The organism is Pelagimonas sp. KU-00592-HH (assembly GCF_040369695.1).
In the GTDB taxonomy this organism is placed as follows: Bacteria; Pseudomonadota; Alphaproteobacteria; order Rhodobacterales; family Rhodobacteraceae; genus Shimia.
Window position 1 is genome coordinate 382,017 of the sequence record NZ_BAABWM010000001.1, and the last position, 15,364, is coordinate 397,380.

17 protein-coding genes are annotated in these 15,364 nt (G+C 61.7%); 10 read left to right on the plus strand and 7 right to left on the minus strand.

Going from position 1 to position 15,364, the window contains the following annotated elements:
• Window position 1 precedes the first annotated feature (1 nt).
• On the plus strand, window positions 2-2,008 hold the full coding sequence (locus ABWV42_RS02035) for a hypothetical protein (RefSeq protein WP_353338682.1): 2,007 nt from the start codon (window positions 2-4) through the stop codon (window positions 2,006-2,008).
• A 127-nt stretch (window positions 2,009-2,135) separates the two neighbouring features.
• Here ABWV42_RS02035 and ABWV42_RS02040 read toward each other — a convergent pair whose 3' ends face one another.
• From ABWV42_RS02040 to ABWV42_RS02050, 3 genes are all read right to left on the minus strand, one after another.
• Window positions 2,136-3,374 (minus strand): SNIPE associated domain-containing protein, encoded by a 1,239-nt coding sequence (locus ABWV42_RS02040; RefSeq protein WP_353338683.1) that lies wholly within the window; start codon window positions 3,372-3,374, stop codon window positions 2,136-2,138.
• A gap of 276 nt (window positions 3,375-3,650) precedes the next feature.
• Window positions 3,651-3,887, minus strand: a complete 237-nt coding sequence (locus ABWV42_RS02045; protein WP_353338684.1) for a DUF2842 domain-containing protein — start codon at window positions 3,885-3,887, stop codon at window positions 3,651-3,653.
• Between the two features lie 20 nt (window positions 3,888-3,907).
• Window positions 3,908-5,221 carry an adenylosuccinate synthase gene (locus ABWV42_RS02050; RefSeq protein WP_255105505.1) on the minus strand — a complete coding sequence of 438 codons (1,314 nt, stop codon included), beginning with the start codon at window positions 5,219-5,221 and terminating at the stop codon, window positions 3,908-3,910.
• Window positions 5,222-5,408: 187 nt separating this feature from the next.
• On the opposite strand from ABWV42_RS02050, the gene ABWV42_RS02055 reads away from it, so the two are divergent.
• Complete coding sequence (locus tag ABWV42_RS02055) at window positions 5,409-5,699, plus strand: YciI family protein (protein ID WP_353338686.1); 291 nt, start codon at window positions 5,409-5,411, stop codon at window positions 5,697-5,699.
• A gap of 89 nt (window positions 5,700-5,788) precedes the next feature.
• Window positions 5,789-6,184, plus strand: coding sequence for a DUF6524 family protein (locus ABWV42_RS02060; protein WP_353338687.1), 396 nt, complete (start codon window positions 5,789-5,791; stop codon window positions 6,182-6,184).
• Here ABWV42_RS02060 and ABWV42_RS02065 read toward each other — a convergent pair.
• From ABWV42_RS02065 to nthA, 3 genes are read right to left on the minus strand one after another with little or no spacing between them, the layout of a single operon-like run.
• The gene (locus ABWV42_RS02065; RefSeq protein ID WP_353338688.1) at window positions 6,181-6,495 is read right to left on the minus strand and encodes a nitrile hydratase accessory protein; all 315 of its coding nucleotides are present in this window, start codon (window positions 6,493-6,495) and stop codon (window positions 6,181-6,183) included. The two genes, ABWV42_RS02060 and ABWV42_RS02065, sit on opposite strands and share 4 nt — an antisense overlap.
• Window positions 6,492-7,160, minus strand: a complete 669-nt coding sequence (gene nthB / locus ABWV42_RS02070; RefSeq protein ID WP_353338689.1) for a nitrile hydratase subunit beta — start codon at window positions 7,158-7,160, stop codon at window positions 6,492-6,494. Before nthB ends, ABWV42_RS02065 begins: the two co-directional genes overlap by 4 nt.
• Complete coding sequence (nthA, locus tag ABWV42_RS02075) at window positions 7,157-7,780, minus strand: nitrile hydratase subunit alpha (RefSeq protein ID WP_353338690.1); 624 nt, start codon at window positions 7,778-7,780, stop codon at window positions 7,157-7,159. Before nthA ends, nthB begins: the two co-directional genes overlap by 4 nt.
• Before the next feature lie 171 nt (window positions 7,781-7,951).
• On the opposite strand from nthA, the gene ABWV42_RS02080 reads away from it, so the two are divergent.
• From ABWV42_RS02080 to ABWV42_RS02110, 7 genes are all read left to right on the plus strand, one after another.
• The gene (locus tag ABWV42_RS02080; RefSeq protein WP_353338691.1) at window positions 7,952-8,524 is read left to right on the plus strand and encodes a hypothetical protein; all 573 of its coding nucleotides are present in this window, start codon (window positions 7,952-7,954) and stop codon (window positions 8,522-8,524) included.
• A gap of 239 nt (window positions 8,525-8,763) precedes the next feature.
• Window positions 8,764-9,123 (plus strand): preprotein translocase subunit SecG, encoded by a 360-nt coding sequence (gene secG / locus ABWV42_RS02085; RefSeq protein ID WP_353338692.1) that lies wholly within the window; start codon window positions 8,764-8,766, stop codon window positions 9,121-9,123.
• Between the two features lie 186 nt (window positions 9,124-9,309).
• Window positions 9,310-10,953, plus strand: coding sequence for a CTP synthase (pyrG, locus tag ABWV42_RS02090; RefSeq protein WP_255105482.1), 1,644 nt, complete (start codon window positions 9,310-9,312; stop codon window positions 10,951-10,953).
• Window positions 10,954-11,164: 211 nt separating this feature from the next.
• Window positions 11,165-11,848, plus strand: coding sequence for a hypothetical protein (locus ABWV42_RS02095; protein WP_353338693.1), 684 nt, complete (start codon window positions 11,165-11,167; stop codon window positions 11,846-11,848).
• Window positions 11,849-11,945: 97 nt separating this feature from the next.
• A complete protein-coding gene (locus ABWV42_RS02100) occupies window positions 11,946-12,641 on the plus strand; it encodes a hypothetical protein (protein WP_353338694.1) in 696 nt (231 codons plus the stop codon).
• Between the two features lie 31 nt (window positions 12,642-12,672).
• Window positions 12,673-12,966 (plus strand): DUF1330 domain-containing protein, encoded by a 294-nt coding sequence (locus ABWV42_RS02105; RefSeq protein WP_353338695.1) that lies wholly within the window; start codon window positions 12,673-12,675, stop codon window positions 12,964-12,966.
• Between the two features lie 632 nt (window positions 12,967-13,598).
• Entirely contained in the window at window positions 13,599-14,018 is a 420-nt protein-coding gene (locus ABWV42_RS02110) for a tellurite resistance TerB family protein (RefSeq protein WP_255105476.1), read from the plus strand.
• 67 nt (window positions 14,019-14,085) lie between these two features.
• On the opposite strand, the gene ABWV42_RS02115 is transcribed toward ABWV42_RS02110, so the two are convergent.
• The gene (locus tag ABWV42_RS02115) at window positions 14,086-15,342 is read right to left on the minus strand and encodes a vWA domain-containing protein (protein WP_353338696.1); all 1,257 of its coding nucleotides are present in this window, start codon (window positions 15,340-15,342) and stop codon (window positions 14,086-14,088) included.
• Window positions 15,343-15,364: the final 22 nt, after the last annotated feature.

Here is a 15,364-nt window from a genome sequence, read left to right on the forward strand (position 1 = left end):
GATGGTTACGAATAACAAAGTTTTGACGGTCTCATACGGCACGTTCTCCTGTACGCTTGAGGGTTTCGATGACTCGTTCGACACCATGAAAGCGATTGCTGAGTATTTCCGCGATCTCGCGGCAGATGATAGGTACTTCGGTGCCGAGCCTCCCACCCCCGACGCCGAAATGCTGGCCCGCATCGCCGAGCGCGAGGTCGAACGCCGCGTTCAGGCGCGCACCGAACAGGGCTCGATCTACCTGACCACCGAGGCCCCCGCCGCCCCCGCGCCGCAGCCCGAGGCAGCCCCCGCACCCGCCGCACCGGTGGCCGAAGCGGCGCCCGTCGAGGTTGCCGAGCCGCAGGCCGAATCCCCGGAAGAACAGATTGAACCGGAAGTCGAAGACGTCACCGACGAGATTCTCGATGCCGTGACTGCCCCCGAGGCAGAGATGGTCGAAGAAACCATCGAAGAGGTGGTCGCTGAAGACATTGCCGAGGAAGCCCCTGTCGCAGAGGCCATCGCAGATCAGGACGCCACCATTGTCGCCGATCTCGAAGGCGCGCTGGAGGAACAGGACTTTGCCGACGACGAGGTGGCCAGCGCCCCCGCACAGGACGACACGCTCGACCTCTCTGCCATCGAAGACGCCCTCGCCGAAGAGGACGCCGCCGAAGACATTGCCGAACTGGTCGAAGAGCCCGAGGACTTCCCCGCCGAGGAAAACTCCATCGCCGCCAAGCTCCAGCGTATCCGCGCCGTGGTGTCCAAGTCGCGCAACGAACCCGAAGAAGAAGACTATTCCGAAGACGAACACGCCGACAGCTTCCTGACCGAAGCCCGCGAAGAGATTGAATCGGTTCTGAAACTCGACGATGAAATGGCCGCAGCAGCAGCCGAAGAGGACGTTGCCGAAGAGCCCGCCGAACAAGAGATCGTGGCAGAGGCCCCGGTCGAACGCCCGGTCCGTGCCCGCGTTGTCCGCATGAAAAAGGCCGACTTCGAAGAGGCAGTCTCTGCAGGTCTTCTTGAAGCCGAGCCGGAAGAAGACGAGCCCGAAGCACCAATCGCCGAGGACACCGCAGAGACCAAGACCGACGAACCCGGCCGTGTCTCCAGCCTGACCCCCGAGGACGAAGCCGAACTGCTGGCCGAACTGGCTCAGGTCGAGGCCGAACTGAACCGCGCCGACCAGATGGAAGCCGAAGAAGAGCCCGAGGCTGACCGTTCGGAGCGTGGCAAGCACCTGACCGATGCCGACCGCGACGCCGAAAGCGACATGCCGCGCCTGATGGCCGAGGCCGACCAGCACATGAACGAACCGGACGGCAACCGTCGTCGCCAGGCCATCGCACATCTGCGTGCCGCCGTTGCCGCCACCAAGGCGGAACAGCGCTCCGGCGCCGCCCGCGCCCCGCAGGACGCCACCGAGCCCTATCGCGGCGATCTCGCCAGCGTGGTGCGCAACGTGACCGGCCAGGCTCCCGAGGAAACCGAGGTCCGCCCGAGCCGTCCCAAGGCCCCCGCGGCCCCGCTGAAACTTGTGGCCGAACAGCGCGTCGACACCCCTGCCGCGGAACCGCAGGAACCCGCCGCGCCGGTTGAAACCGCCCCAGCCCCCGAGGCCGAAGCCCCGCGCAGCCCCGTACGTCCGCGCCGCGTCTCGGTTGGCGAACGCGCCGCCGATGCCCCGGCACCGGCCCCCGCCGCCCCGTCGCAGATGGACCCGGCCGAAGCCGGCAGCTTTGCGGAATTCGCGGAATCAATGGGCGCCACCAAGCTGCCCGAGGTTCTCGAAGCCGCCGCCGCCTACCTCACCTTCGTTGAAGGTCAGGACAAGTTCTCGCGCCCGATGGTCATGCGCCTCGCCCGCGATGTCGACGGCAGCAACGCCTACACCCGCGAAGACAGCCTGCGCTCCTTCGGCCAACTCCTGCGCGAAAACAAGATTGCCAAGATCGAAGGCGGCCGTTTCACCGCCTCGGAACTGATCGGCTACCGCCCCGAAGACCGCGCCGCCGGCTGATCCGGGCAAGCCTCAAAAACACCAAAAGCCGCTCCATCAGGGGCGGCTTTTTTCGCTTTATATTCAGACGACTACCAACCCAAACTCAATCCAGAAGACCGTTTTCGAGAAAGCCGCGCGAACTATGTCAAATTGCGGCGGGCAGCGCCTCAAGTTCGGATGGAGCGACCGCTTGCAATTTCTCCTTCCGCCTTGCCAAGGTTTCGTGCCACTCCTGCGCTTCTCTGTCCTTGAAGAAGTCAGCATCTGGAGCAAGTCGCGCAACAGCGTCTTCCACTTCGTCAAGGGACACGCGAAAGAATTCCTTCCGCATGTTGGCCATGTTGACGCGTTGTTCTGAGAACTCTTTGTGTAGAGCAGCTTCCAAGGCAGGCGCCTCTTCTGAATAAATCATGGCATGTGTATCGAAACCAAACGGAACACTCGCGTCTCCCAGTTCGCGAACACGGTCACCAGGGTCGAGACGCCTCGTCAGGCCAATCTTAACCATTTCTTCTCCAAACGATCCCACATTGGAAATTACATACACATACCCTGACCTAGTCATTTCCGCCATTGCGCGTGCGCGCTCAGAGGTCGCGCGCGCCTCTTCCAAAGCGCTCTCGAGATCGTGGATTTTTTGCTTCAAGCTCTCACTAACCTCATCAGAGCCTGCTTCTCTTCGCGCTTTTTCCAAGAGCGCTTGATATTTCATCTCTTCTTTTTCCGCCGCTCTTGCCTCAGCTGCCAGCTTCTTTTCTTCTCTTTCAACCCTGGCAAGTTCAGCGCGTTCATCCTTTTCAATCTTTAGCTGCTCACGATACTCGTGCGTCAAGTGTAACTCGTCGATCTTCAACGCAACGTAGGCGTCATTGATGCTCAGTTGGAGAGAGGTGTTTTCTCTTGAAATTGCTTTAGCCGAGTTCAGGATGCGCTTTTCCATCGCAACCACATTGTTCCATCTGGTGTTGGCGATTGCGGCCTCACACTCATTGTTGAAAGCCCGCATCGTCAAGCGCGATTGACGGTTGATCATTGTCTGCCCTTTGGCACGGCTCCCTTCAACCGTCCAATCAGCCGGACAGATCGTCGCCTCTTTTGCCGAGACCATCGCCTTTTGAAGGGTTCGTACTTTCTTAATTTGGTCTTTGTACTGTTCGCTATCCCCAAACTCGAAATGTGGCTCATACATTCCCAGTTCAGCAAAAGCCAAGCGGTCATCGTAGACAGCTACCTGCTCTAATAGCTGATCAAGATATTTTTTCTTTTCGCCGTAAGTTGCCTGAAGAGTTTCGATGTCGGTCTCCAGTGCCTCAACCTCATGCTTCTTCTTGGCCACTTCCTTTTCAATGGAAATTATTTCCGCGAACCGTTCGAGTTCTCCCAAGGCTCGCTTCCGCCTAAAATGGCTTCGCAACCAAAGAACAAGAAAAACGGGAGCGCTGAGCATCCATACTATCAAACCAATCGCAACTGGGTCCAATTTCAACCTCTACAAAAATATCAGAATAATCACTCCACCAAAGGTGGATTACTAATTCCTTAGCTCAGATTGAACCGCATCGGAATTGCCAACGGCAAAAAAATCGTTGGAAAGCTCAATGAAAATTAGCGACAAACACCCCACAACAAAAAAACGCGCCAGTCACCTGACGCGTTTTGTTTAATCCCATGTGCCGTGGTCCGGATCGTCCGGGTCGGCCTGGCCGATGCCCAGGAAGATCGGCTTCAGCGGGAACACCCAGGCCACGCCGAAGAACACGTAGATCACGAATTCCACCAGCACCGGCAGTTCCCAAAGCCCCAGGCGGCTCAGAACACCCCAGGCCACGCCAAGGTAAAGCGGAATGCCCACCAACAGGATCCACAGCGCCCAGCGCCGACGTGACTTGTAGCTCATTGCCATGGTTGGTCTACCTCTTAGTCCGCAAACGGATCGGTCACGAGGATCGTGTCATCCCGCTCCGGCGAAGTGGAAAGTAGCGCAACCGGGCAATCGATCAACTCTTCGACGCGACGCACGTACTTGATGGCATTGGCCGGCAGTTCCGCCCAGCTGCGCGCGCCTTCGGTCGACTCGCTCCAGCCCGGCATCTCTTCGTAGATCGGGGTGCAGCGTGCCTGCTGGTCCGCCGCGGTCGGCAGATAGTCCAGACGCTCGCCATCCAGCTCATAGCCGACACAGATTTTCAGGGTCTCGAAACCATCCAGCACGTCCAGCTTGGTCAGCGCGATACCGGTCACACCCGAGGTCGCACAGGTCTGGCGCAGCAGGGCCGCATCGAACCAGCCACAGCGGCGCTGACGGCCGGTGGTGGTGCCGAACTCGTGGCCACGGGTGCCCAGACGCTCGCCATCGGCATCCGGCGTACCATCTTCTTTCAGCAGCTCGGTCGGGAACGGCCCCTCGCCCACGCGGGTGGTATAGGCCTTGACGATGCCCAGCACGAAATCGATCGAGTTCGGACCGATGCCAACACCCGTCGCCGACTGGCCGGCAATCACGTTCGACGAGGTCACGAAGGGATAGGTGCCAAAGTCGATGTCCAGAAGTGCGCCCTGTGCCCCTTCGAACAGGATGCGCTTGCCCGCCTTGCGTTTCTCGTTCAGCACCTTCCAGACCGGCGCCGCATAGGGCAGGATTTTCGGTGCAATTTCCTTGAGTTGCGCCAGCAGGGCATCACGGTCAACCGCTTCAATGCCCAGACCCTTGCGCAGCGGGTCATGGTGCTGCAACGCACGGTCTACACGCGCTTCCAGCGTGGCTTCATCCGCCAGGTCGGCAACGCGGATCGCACGGCGGCCCACCTTGTCCTCGTAGCACGGACCAATACCGCGCCCGGTGGTGCCGATCTTGGTGCCCTTGCTGGCCGCTTCCTCGCGCGCCCGATCCAGCTCACCGTGGATCGGCAGGATCAGCGGAGTGTTCTCGGCGATCATCAGGGTTTCCGGCGAAATATCGACACCCTGCGCACGCACGGTTTCGATCTCGTTCACAAGGTGCCAGGGGTCCAGCACAACACCGTTGCCGATCACCGACAGCTTGCCGCCACGCACAACACCCGAGGGCAGCGCGTGCAGCTTATAGACCTTGCCGTCAATCACGAGGGTGTGGCCTGCATTGTGGCCACCCTGGAAGCGCGCAATCACATCCGCGCGTTCGCTGAGCCAGTCAACGATCTTGCCTTTGCCTTCATCGCCCCACTGGGCGCCCACGACGACGACGTTTGCCATTTTCGGTCCTTTTCAAGAGGTCAAACCCGCGCCCTTTTAGCCATCTTGTCTGCGGCGCGAAACCGCAAATGTGCCGCAGATCGCGGCTTTTCGGCGCAATTGGGGGTATCGCCCATGCCAAACTGGCCCTTTCCCTACCGCCACGGGCGCGAAACTCTGCCGCCAACCAAGGGAGAAGGAAAGACTCATGCGCTGGATCGTTCTGTTCGAAGACACCAAGGAAATGCTGGCCCATCGCAAACGCCATGGCGCGGCGCATCTGGCCTATCTTGACCTCTATTCCGACCGCATTCTCGTCGGCGGCGGTCTCAGAACTGATCCCGACGCGCCCTTCTGTGGCGGCCTCTGGGTGGTCGAGGCCACCGAACGGGGCGATGTCGAAGATCTCGTGCGCCACGATCCCTACTTCCATCCGGACCACCGCAGCTACCGCATTATGGCCTGGGGAAAGGCAATCGACCGCCCCGTGACCCTTTAACGCGCAGAAACCTAGGGAAATTCTCGCCAACATCTGGACAGACCCGGCTTTTTTGCGCAAACCATGGGTAAAAAAGGAGCGGAAGGCGCATGGGCTTGTTGTTGCGCTGGGTCTTTGCATTCATCTTGCTGGCCCTCACCTACAACCCTACCCAGTGGAACTACATTCGCTGGACGATGGACAACTACCTCGAGGAGACACCGCTCTCGGTGCTGCTCGGGCTGCTTCTGGTGATTGGCTACATCATCTACCTGCGGGCCACCCTGCGCTCGATCGGCGGCTTTGGCATGCTTCTGGTGCTGTCGGTTGTCGGCGCAATGGTCTGGGTGCTCTACGACTGGAACATGCTTTCGCTCGACAATCCCAACATGAACACATGGATCGGCATCTTCGCGCTCTCCGCTGTTCTGGGCATTGGCCTTGGCTGGTCGATCGTGCGCCGGATGCTGTCGGGCCAGTACGACATGGATGATGTCGAGGATTAATCCGCCAGCCTGACCGGCTGCCCGTGCGGCGTTGAAAGATAGGCCTCTTCCCACGCCGCCCTGACGGCCTCCACCTGCACCGCATCCGCCTTCCCCGCCTCGCGCAGGACCGTTTCCAGCGTCTCCAGCCAGGCGTTGAAGTAATCATCCCCACCGTTCAGCTCGCGCTCCAGCCCGTGCCGCGCCAGCGTCGCGCCAAAACCCGTGGCCCAGTCCGGCCATGTGAACAACCCGCGCTCATGCAAATGCACCGTCAGCGCAAAAACCTGCGCATGCCACGGGGCCTCGAAAACGGGATCAGGCTGGCTCATGCGGGCTCCAGATAACTTTGCCAGAGGTCCAGAACCACCTCGTCCCCCTCGGCACCCTCGCCCCAAAGGTCACGCGCGGCAAAGGCCACCGCGTAAAGCGGCTGGGCCGCCTCGCCAAGGTAATGCCCGTTGGAATCGGGAAACACATGCCCCCCGTGGCACAGAACAATCGTCCCCGTCGCGCCCGCCGCGTATGACGGCAATCGCGTGTGCCCTCCGTCAACCAGCGCATTGCGGGCGGGCCTGCGGGTTGTCACCCTGTCGCCCACCTTGAACCGCGCCGCCTCTGCATCGTCGCGCAGATAGGGGCTGCCCCCCGACAGAACGCCTGCCACCTTGTCGACATGCAAGGCCCGTCCGGCCAGCTCCGAACGCCCCGCACCATGCCCCGCGGCAAGCTCTTCACGGCTCACCACGCCGCGCTCCACCAGCAGATCGGCCAGCGCCGCCATCCACTTCTCGTAATAGGAAAACCGGCTGTAATCCTTCGGCGCCAGCAACTCCCGCGCGTGGCGCGAACTGTCGATGTTCCACTGCCCCAAGGCCCCCGCCGCCAGCGTCACCGCCAGCGCCCGCGCGTGCCAGTCCTCGGCAAAGGTCTCATCATCACCGGGGGTCACTGCCCCGTCACCGAACCGCCCGCCCATGTCATGCACCCGGCTCATGCGCCCGGCTCCTGCGCCAGACCGGTGCCGATCATCGAATCCCGCGTGACAAGCGCCACCAGTTCCTCTTCGCCCATACCGTCCGTGCCCGCGGGCCGCTCGGGCACCACCAGATACCGGATCTCGGCCGTCGAATCCCAGACCCGCACGGATGTGCCCTCCGGCAGTTCCAGCCCGAACTCCGCCAAGACCTTGCGCGGCTCGCGCACCACCCGCGACCGGTAAGCATCCGACTTATACCACCCAGGCGGTATGCCCAGCAGCGGCCAAGGGTAACAGCTGCACAGGGTACAGACGACCACGTTATGCACGTCTGGTGTATTCTCGACGATCACCATGTGCTCGCCCTGCCGCCCGTAAAACCCCATCTCTTCCAACAGCGGCATCGGATCACTCAGCATCGCTGCGCGAAACGCCGGGTCGCTCCACATCTTCGCCACCACCCGCGCGCCGTTCTGCGGCCCGATCCTGTTCTGGTAGGTGTCGATAATCTCGTCCAGCGCCGCCGGATCGATCAGCCCCTTCTCGGTCAAGATGGTCTCCAGCGCCTTGACCCTGAGCGCAGGCTCAGGCGGCAACAATGCGTGCGGGTGATCGTGGTCAGAATGGTCATGTGGCATGGCCCGACACTGGCAGAGAAAAACCGCTCATGGCAAGCGGTGAAGCGCACCGTCCCAATCCGTCAAACCGCGCCCTTTCACCACTTTGACCGAGATCATGGCCCCGCATGTCAGGTCGCCTAGGCTTGTTGCCCATCACAGCACACCTCTTTTCCCGAAAGGAGACGTCCGATGAAAACCCTTGCGAAACTACCTTTTCTGGCCCTTGTCTTGATCGGCTTTGGCCTGATCGCAACCGCCACCAGCGCAGACCCCGCCACACGAAACAGCAAGAAAGTCGAAAGGTTCGGCCACTGGTACGTGGTCAAGAAACCGGCCACCTACCTGATCCCGCAGACCGGCAAGAAAGGCCGCTATACCCTGTGCAGCGCCGTTCTCTTTGCCCAGACCGCATCGCTCGAGTTCGAAGCCAAGAACGACAGGGCCTGGTCCTTCTACGTGGCCAAAGGCGGCTGGAACTACAAATTCGCCCGCGCCCGCCTGTCGCTCAGGTCCGGATCCCGACAGATCAAGATCCCCGCCGCTCTCTACGGTGGCGCAATGATCTCGGGCATGAGCCACGACCTGCAAAGCGGCAGCCGCATCCAGATCTCCAAGCTGAAATCCTTCATCGCGCAGGGCAAACCGATCTCGGTTTACGACAACCGCGGAAAACAGCTGGTGGCCTTTCCCAACGAAGGCTCCGATCTCGCCAAGGCCTTCGAAAGCGCCATCAGATGCTCCCTGGCAAACGCACCGGGCTAGACCGCCAGAGCCTCCGGCCCTGCATGTTTACGCCCCCGCTAAGGCAAACACCTATCGTGCGCGGCCTGTCTCGACACATGCAAAGACCTCGCATTTTCGAAAGCGATTTCTCTGCGATCCGCAATCCGTGTGATTTCCCGCGACAGCGTGGCCCACATTCCCCCCGAAAGCCGCTTGCCCCGCGCGGCAAACTTGCATACATAGCGCGCTGAACCAACCGAACGCTTTGACAGGTCCTCATGGAAAACGTTGTCCTTATCATCCACCTCCTCCTCGCGCTGGCACTGATCGGTGTCGTGCTGCTGCAACGCTCGGAAGGGGGCGGTCTTGGCATGGGTGGCGGCGGCGGAGGTGCCGTGTCTGGCCGGTCTGCGGCCACCGCGCTCAGCAAGGTGACATGGATTCTCGCCGCGGCGTTCATCTGTACCTCGATTGCACTGACCATCATCGCCGCACAGAAATCTGTCGGCGGCTCGGTTCTGGACCGTCTCGGCGACAGCGTTCCGGCAGCGGACACCACTACGGATTCGGACGCAGGCTCGCTCCTGCCGCCCACGACCGATGGCACCAGCGAACCGCTGGTCCCGCGCGCCGACTGATCTTTCGGGGGCCCTGCCCCCTTTTACACCACAACTTGAGAATTCCTTCGGGGCCGCAACAGCATCTTGCGGTCCTGTTGCCAAGTTGATGCGAATCTTGTTATACTTAAGTCCCGTGATGCTGCGTCAGATTCCGGTCTGCGCGGGCGCTTGGAAGATACTGGAAATCACGGGGGACGCCGACCAATGGCACGGTATATTTTCATCACGGGTGGGGTTGTTTCATCGCTGGGCAAGGGCCTCGCGTCAGCAGCTCTTGGCGCGTTGCTTCAGGCGCGCGGGTACACCGTGCGACTGCGCAAACTCGATCCTTACCTGAACGTCGATCCGGGCACCATGTCGCCCTTCGAACACGGCGAAGTCTTCGTCACCGACGATGGCGCCGAGACCGACCTCGACCTCGGCCACTACGAACGGTTCACCGGCGTCCCCGCCCGCATGACCGACTCGGTCTCCTCGGGCCGCATCTACTCGAACGTGCTCGAAAAAGAACGCCGTGGCGACTACCTGGGCAAAACCATCCAGGTCGTGCCCCACGTCACCAACGAGATCAAAGACTTCATCAACATTGGCGATGACGAAGTCGACTTCATGCTCTGCGAGATCGGCGGCACCGTCGGCGACATCGAGGGCCTGCCCTTCTTCGAAGCCATCCGCCAGTTCAGCCACGACAAGCCGCGCGGCCAGTGCATCTTCATGCACCTGACCCTGCTGCCCTATCTCGCGGCCTCCGGCGAATTGAAAACCAAACCGACCCAGCACTCGGTCAAGGAACTGCAATCCATCGGTATCGCCCCCGATATCCTGGTCTGCCGCTCCGAACAGCCGATCCCGGAAAAGGAACGCGGCAAGATCGCCCTGTTCTGTAACGTGCGCAAAGAAGCCGTTGTCGCCGCCTACGATCTCAAGTCGATCTACGAAGCCCCGCTGGCCTACCACCGTGAAGGCCTCGACCAGGCGGTTCTGGATGCCTTCGGCATCGCCCCGGCCCCGCGCCCCGACCTCTCTGTCTGGGAAGACGTGAACGACCGCATCCACAACACCGACGGCGAAGTCAACGTCGCCATCGTCGGCAAGTACACCCAGCTCGAAGACGCCTACAAATCGATCAAGGAAGCGCTGGTGCATGGCGGCATGCACAACCGCGTCAAGGTCAACGTCAACTGGGTCGACGCCGAGGTCTTCGACAAGACCGACGCCGCCCCCTACCTCGAAGGCTACGACGCAATCCTCGTGCCCGGCGGCTTTGGCGAACGCGGCACCGAGGGCAAGATCAAGGCGGCGCAATTCGCCCGCGAACGCAAGATCCCCTACCTTGGCATCTGTCTCGGCATGCAGATGGCCGTGATCGAAGCCGCCCGCAACGTGGCCGGCATCAAAACCGCGGGCTCCGAGGAATTCGACCACGAGGCCGGCGGCAAACGCTTTGAACCGGTGGTCTACCACCTCAAGGAATGGGTTCAGGGCAACGCCAAGGTCCAGCGCAAGGCCACCGACGACAAGGGCGGCACCATGCGCCTCGGTGCCTATGACGCGGCCCTCGCGGACGGCTCGAAAGTGCACGAAGTCTATGGCTCCGTCGCCATCGAGGAACGCCACCGCCACCGCTACGAGGTCGACATCACCTACCGTGAGAAACTCGAGGAATGCGGCCTGAAATTCTCCGGCATGTCGCCCGATGGCCGCCTGCCCGAGATCGTCGAATGGGCGGATCACCCGTGGTTCATCGGTGTCCAGTTCCACCCGGAACTGAAATCGAAACCCTTCGATCCGCACCCGCTGTTCAAGGATTTCGTCCGCGCCGCGAAAGACAATTCGCGACTCGTGTGATCCACACCAATCGCGCCCCATAAAGATAGCCTGCTCTCTCCAGAGCAGGCTTTTTTCATACGTCCCTGCCGCTGCCCCGCTGTGCCGAAAAACCCACAACCTCCGCGGCAGGGCCCAAGAATTTTCTGGAAAATTCCTGCCCCCGAAAACTCTCCCAGAAGAGTTTTCCGCCCGGTTTTGCGAAAATCGCAACCTGCGCTACACTTGATCCATGCGCAGCCTGTTTTCCTTCGTACTGGTTTCCCTTCTGGCCCTGCCCGCCTGGGCCTGCGAGACCCCTATCTGCCCAACCGATCCCAACACGCTCGATCTTTCCCGCCGCATCACCTTTGACGATCTGCCTTCCTCCTTCGGGGTGGGCCGCCTGATCAACGGCATCCTCGAACAGGACGGCGCGCGGTTCGGCGAACGCTTTGCCGGTCAGGACCTTGGCCGCGATGGCACGTTCGACCGGGTGAACGGCACCGCCCTTGCGCCCCTCACCCTCCTGCCCGGCGCGCCGAACCAGTCGCTGGGCATCCTGCGCCTGATGCGCACCTCGGTCCTGCAGGGCCACGGCCCCGCCGGCTATCCCCGCACCGAAGCCGTGGGCGAAGGCGCCATCGCGGTGATCTTCGACTGGGACCAAAGCGCCATCGCGCTCGACATCCGCGGCGGCGAACAGGGATTTGCCACCCTCACCTTCCTCGCCCGCGACGGCCAGGTCATCGACAGCCACACCCTCGGCCCCCTGTCCGAGGCCACCTACGGCTTTGCCCGCAAGGACGATCGCCCTGACATCGCCGGCCTTCTGATCACCAATTCCGATCCCGAAGGCATCGCCCTCGACAACCTGCGCTTTGACAGGCTGGCAGCCTTGAGTCTGCTCAGGACCCAAGAACCTCAACACCCTTAACAGAGGGCTGTGCCTGCCTGGGCGGGCGCTTCGAACCATATCCGGACACCCAAGTCCCCCCATTGCAGTCCGCACATCCGCCCCCTAGGCTCCCCTCATGCGCTGGCTTGCCATCCTCCTCACCTGCCTAACCTCCCCCCTGACGGCCGAGGTCACCCCCGTACCCTACGACACGCTCGCCCGCGAACTCTCGACCACATTGACCTTCGAGACCCTGCCCTCCCGCCCCGAACCGGGCTTCAACCTCGATCACCCGCTGCGCTTTACCGGCATCTGGCTGGGCGAACACTTTGCCGGCCAGTCGATCACCCAGCGCCCCGCCGCCACCGGCACCCCGCATGACATCCTTGGCCAGACCGCCGCCCACCGCCCGCTTGCCATCCGCCCCGGCCCGCGCCGCCAGAACCTCTCGGTCGCGCACCACCGCGGCTTTGCCTCCAACGCCCTCCTGCCCCTCGGCCCGCATAGCTTTGACACCATCTCGGGGCGGGGCGAAGGCGCCGTCGCCATCCTGTTCGACCACGACCAGTTCGCCCTCGGCTTCCGCGTCCACACCGACTACGCCAAGCCGCTCGGCACCGCGCCCCGTGGCACCCTGACCGTGACCTTCATGACCCGCATGGGCCACGCCCTCGACCAACACACCCTGCACCCCGGCCCCTCAATCACCAGCTACGGCTTCCGCACAGCCGACACCCGCGCCCGCATCGGCGGCATTCTCATCACCAATTCCGATCCGGGGGGGATTGCTTTGGACGACATCCTCTTCCAGATTGAACGCATGCTTTTCTGAACAAGACCAACACCAACGGGGACACCAACACATGGCCAAAGGCTACTGGATCGGGCGCATCGACGTCCAAGACCTTGACACCTACAAGAACTACATCGCCGCCAACGGCCCGGCCTTCGCCGCCTATGACGCTCGCTTCCTCGTGCGGGGCGGCACCTTCGAGGCCGTCGAAGGCGAACCCCGCTCGCGCAACGTCGTGATCGAATTCCCCTCCTATCAGGCCGCGCTGGACTGTTACCACTCCGAAGCCTACCAGGCCGCCAAGGCGCACCGCGATCCCGTCTCCACCGGAGAGCTGATCATCATCGAAGGCTACGAAGGCTGATGTTTGGGGGCAAAAAAACCGAACCATCAAGAGCGGCCTCAACGCTACCTGCCCCACGACGTGACATGGATCGCAACAAACAGAAAGTTCTTTGATGGGGTTACGGTTTTTGCTGGTTTGTTTGGGAATATGTGTGTCGGTGCCAGCATATGCGGACACCTATGATTGCTATTTCCCACAAGTATGCAGGGACACTGGCGGCGGCTGCAATCTTGCGGGAAGAAGAATGGTTTTCGATACCGACCAAGCGGCCTATGTGCACACTGACTCATATGGGAAAGCAGACATACTTTTCATCGGTGAGGATCGATCATCTGGATTGCTGTCAGTTTTCCCTGAAGACGAAAAGAACCCTCCAAATCAGTCAAAGTTTTCCTACCATTCAAGAGAGGCAGGTCCGACTACGTTTTCTGCCGATACCTATCACGGAGTTTGTATTAAGAACCTAGGCACAGATTGAACGTTCAATTCGCTAGGACATGCAGAGATGATGGAACAGCTTGGCCAGGGCAAGATCACGCGCAAGAAAGCAACGGCGCATCTGCTTGAATATTCGGTCCCGCTTTAGATGAAGCGGATGGGGGAAGAAGCTCTGATATGAAGAACAATAATTCAACAAGGATACCAGACTGATGTTTGAAAGCCTGATCAACCGTCTGCGCGGCCAGCCTGCGGAACCGCCCTTGCCGGAACCGGATGAACATCTCGCCCTTGGTGCCCTCCTCGTGCGGCTTGCGCGGTCGGATGCCAACTACCACGCGCTTGAAATCGGCGAGATCGACCGCATCCTTGCCGAAACCTTCGATCTCAAGCCGATCCCCGCCGCCAAGATGCGCGCCACCTGCGAAAAGCTCGAGGCACAGGCCCCCGGCACGCCGGATTTCGCCCTGCTGATCCGCCAGAACGTCGACTATCCGCACCGGCTCGAGATGCTTCAGGCGATGGCGCGTGTGATCCTCGCCGATGGCACCCGCGCGCCCGAGGAATCCGAAACCCTGCTGGAAATCGAACAGATGCTCGGCATTTCACCGGATGACCGCCTGCCGCTCTAGGGTCAGGGCAATGCAAATAAAGTAGAAATCGCCCGGCGGCCCCGCCGGGCTGCACCTGCCTAGGCAGTCACTCCCCCACCGCCGCCAACAGCCGCGCCTTCTCGCCCACATCATCGGGCCGCGAGATTGCCTCGGCCAGCTCTTCCAGCGTCGAAATCGAATGCCCGGCCCGAAAACTGTCGACATGCGGCAGCATCGTGCGGATACCCTGCGCCTTGGGCGCAAAACCCTCCCAGCGCAGCAGGGGGTTCAACCAGATCAGGCGGCGCGACGACAGGTGCAGCCGCTCCATCTCCTTGGCCAGCATCTCCGGCGTCCCGCGATCCAGACCGTCGGTGATCAGCAACACCACAGCCCCCTGCCCCATCACCCGCCGCGACCAGTCGCGGTTGAAATCATGCAGACATGCGCCGATCCGCGTGCCACCTTCCCAGTCCTGCGCCTCCGACCCCGCCGCCCGCAATGCGGCATCCACGTCGCGGGTCGCCAGATGGCGGGTGATATTGGTCAGCCGCGTGCCAAAGGTAAACCCGTGCACCTTGGCCCATCCCGCCCCCTTCTGATTGGCCACGGCATGGAGAAAATGCAAAACCATCCGACTATACTGGCTCATCGAACCCGAAATATCGCAAATCACCACGAGGTTCGGCCAGCGCGGTCGCGGGCTCTTGCGCGCCAGCGCCCGGATGTCGCCCCCCTGCCGCATTGCCGCCCGCAGCGTGCGCCGCCAGTCGGCCTGCCGGCCCAGCGCATCCGCCTTGCCCCGCCGCGACGGGATCGGCTTGACCGGCAGCGCCAGCCTCGCCAGCATCCGCTTGGCCCGCGCCACCTCATCCGTGCTCATCTGCTCGAAATCCAGCGTCCGCAAGCGTTCCTCGGCCGACATCGTCAACGAAGCGTCCACCTCGATCTCGCTGCCACCCTCTTCCTGCGCCACATCCGGCGCATCGCGCTCCACCCCGTCCAACAGCGCCTCGGCAGCCCGCTTCTCGGCGGATTGTGCCGTGCGCTCTTCCTGCACCCCGCGCACCGCAGGCAGCATCATCGCCATCATATGCTCGAGATACCGCGGATCGCGCCAATAGAGGCGAAACACCTGCGCAAAGACCGCACGATGCTCGGGCTTGGACACGAAACAGGCATGCAGCGTCCAGTAGAAATCCTCTTTCCGCGTGAACCCCGCCGCCTCCACCGCGCGGATCGCATCAATCACACGCCCCGGACCGATCGGCAGCCCCGCCTTGCGCAGGGCCCGCGCGAAATAGGTGATGTTGTGGCTCAGCTTCGGCGCATCCGGCAACTCGAGGGGGATATGTTCAGCCATGCCAGACGCCTCGCATGCACCA

What these genes read in the sequence shown, in the direction of transcription:
- ABWV42_RS02060 (WP_353338687.1), top strand. Translation starts at nt 5,789, where the DNA reads ATGGGCTTGTTGTTGCGCTGGGTCTTTGCATTCATCTTGCTGGCCCTC.
- ABWV42_RS02080 (WP_353338691.1), top strand. Translation starts at nt 7,952, where the DNA reads ATGAAAACCCTTGCGAAACTACCTTTTCTGGCCCTTGTCTTGATCGGC.
- ABWV42_RS02035 (WP_353338682.1), top strand. Translation starts at nt 2, where the DNA reads ATGGTTACGAATAACAAAGTTTTGACGGTCTCATACGGCACGTTCTCC.
- ABWV42_RS02055 (WP_353338686.1), top strand. Translation starts at nt 5,409, where the DNA reads ATGCGCTGGATCGTTCTGTTCGAAGACACCAAGGAAATGCTGGCCCAT.
- ABWV42_RS02045 (WP_353338684.1), bottom strand. Translation starts at nt 3,887, where the DNA reads ATGAGCTACAAGTCACGTCGGCGCTGGGCGCTGTGGATCCTGTTGGTG.
- ABWV42_RS02065 (WP_353338688.1), bottom strand. Translation starts at nt 6,495, where the DNA reads ATGAGCCAGCCTGATCCCGTTTTCGAGGCCCCGTGGCATGCGCAGGTT.
- nthA (WP_353338690.1), bottom strand. Translation starts at nt 7,780, where the DNA reads ATGCCACATGACCATTCTGACCACGATCACCCGCACGCATTGTTGCCG.
- secG (WP_353338692.1), top strand. Translation starts at nt 8,764, where the DNA reads ATGGAAAACGTTGTCCTTATCATCCACCTCCTCCTCGCGCTGGCACTG.
- ABWV42_RS02100 (WP_353338694.1), top strand. Translation starts at nt 11,946, where the DNA reads ATGCGCTGGCTTGCCATCCTCCTCACCTGCCTAACCTCCCCCCTGACG.
- ABWV42_RS02115 (WP_353338696.1), bottom strand. Translation starts at nt 15,342, where the DNA reads ATGGCTGAACATATCCCCCTCGAGTTGCCGGATGCGCCGAAGCTGAGC.
- pyrG (WP_255105482.1), top strand. Translation starts at nt 9,310, where the DNA reads ATGGCACGGTATATTTTCATCACGGGTGGGGTTGTTTCATCGCTGGGC.
- ABWV42_RS02095 (WP_353338693.1), top strand. Translation starts at nt 11,165, where the DNA reads ATGCGCAGCCTGTTTTCCTTCGTACTGGTTTCCCTTCTGGCCCTGCCC.
- ABWV42_RS02050 (WP_255105505.1), bottom strand. Translation starts at nt 5,221, where the DNA reads ATGGCAAACGTCGTCGTCGTGGGCGCCCAGTGGGGCGATGAAGGCAAA.
- ABWV42_RS02105 (WP_353338695.1), top strand. Translation starts at nt 12,673, where the DNA reads ATGGCCAAAGGCTACTGGATCGGGCGCATCGACGTCCAAGACCTTGAC.
- ABWV42_RS02110 (WP_255105476.1), top strand. Translation starts at nt 13,599, where the DNA reads ATGTTTGAAAGCCTGATCAACCGTCTGCGCGGCCAGCCTGCGGAACCG.
- nthB (WP_353338689.1), bottom strand. Translation starts at nt 7,160, where the DNA reads ATGAGCCGGGTGCATGACATGGGCGGGCGGTTCGGTGACGGGGCAGTG.